Genomic DNA, 1,040 nt, shown 5'->3' on the forward strand with positions numbered 1-1,040 from the left:
CCTGCAGGCGGGACTGGCGCCGTGGCGCGGCGCCCCCTGGCCGATGCTGGCGGCGGCCGGCGGCGGCCTTGCGATGGCCTGGCTGCTCGATCGCCGGCTCGGCCGGCGCACCGGTGATGGAATGGCAAATAGTTGATTTTATTGATGAAATTGGCGATATTCAGGGGCCGGGGCGGGGCGCGCGGCGGCCCGTGTCGGGCCTGTCGGATGGGCATGCGGCAACGGTCCGTTTGCGCCGCCGGTTTCGACGGCCGCCGATGCCGGGCCGTATCATGGGCGCATGAACACGAGCCCTGAGTCCCCGGCGTTCCCGACGGCCGAAGCCGCCACCCTGGTCCTGCCCGGGCCCGCCGGCGCGCTGGAGGCGATCGCCGAGCCGGGCGAGGGCGGCTCGCGTCGCGCGGTCGCGATCGTCTGCCATCCGCTGCCGACCGAGGGCGGCACCCTGCACAACAAGGTGGTGACGATGACCGCGCGCGCGCTGCGCGAGTCGGGCATCGCCACCGTCCGCTTCAACTTCCGCGGCACCGGCGCCTCCGAGGGCGAGTTCGACGACGGCCGCGGCGAGCGCGACGACCTGCGCGCGGTCGCCGCCTGGGTCCGCCAGCAGCGCCCGGGGCACGCGCTGTGGCTGGCCGGCTTCAGCTTCGGCGCCTACGTGTCGCTGGCGCTGGCGGCCGAACTGCAGCCCGGGATGCTGATCTCGATCGCGCCGCCGGCCGGTCGCGGCTGGGATTTCGACGCGATCCAGCCGCCGGACTGCCCGTGGCTGGTGATCCAGGGCGATGCCGACGAGGTGGTCGATCCGGAGGCGGTCTACGCCTGGATCGACGGCCTCGACGGGCGCCGCGCCCCGCCCGAGGTCGTGCGCATGCCCGAGACCGGGCATTTCTTCCACCGCCGGCTGATGGACCTGCGCGGCGCGATCAAGAACGGCATCCGTTCCTACCTGCCCGCGGAGCTCGCACCGCCCAATGGCTGAGCCGGCCCCGCAGGACCCGCGCGCGGCGTCGCCGTCGCGGCGCTACGCCGACGGTGTC

1 protein-coding gene is annotated in these 1,040 nt (G+C 74.0%); it reads left to right on the forward strand.

Annotation, left to right across the window (positions count from 1 at the left end; translation table 11 throughout):
* Positions 1-280 precede the first annotated feature (280 nt).
* Positions 281-982: an alpha/beta hydrolase gene (locus FKV24_RS07530; RefSeq protein ID WP_111265179.1), complete on the forward strand. Its 702-nt coding sequence runs from the start codon at positions 281-283 to the stop codon at positions 980-982.
* Positions 983-1,040 lie beyond the last annotated feature (58 nt).

It is taken from the genome of Marilutibacter maris (assembly GCF_006546735.2).
GTDB lineage: Bacteria > Pseudomonadota > Gammaproteobacteria > Xanthomonadales > Xanthomonadaceae > Marilutibacter > Marilutibacter maris.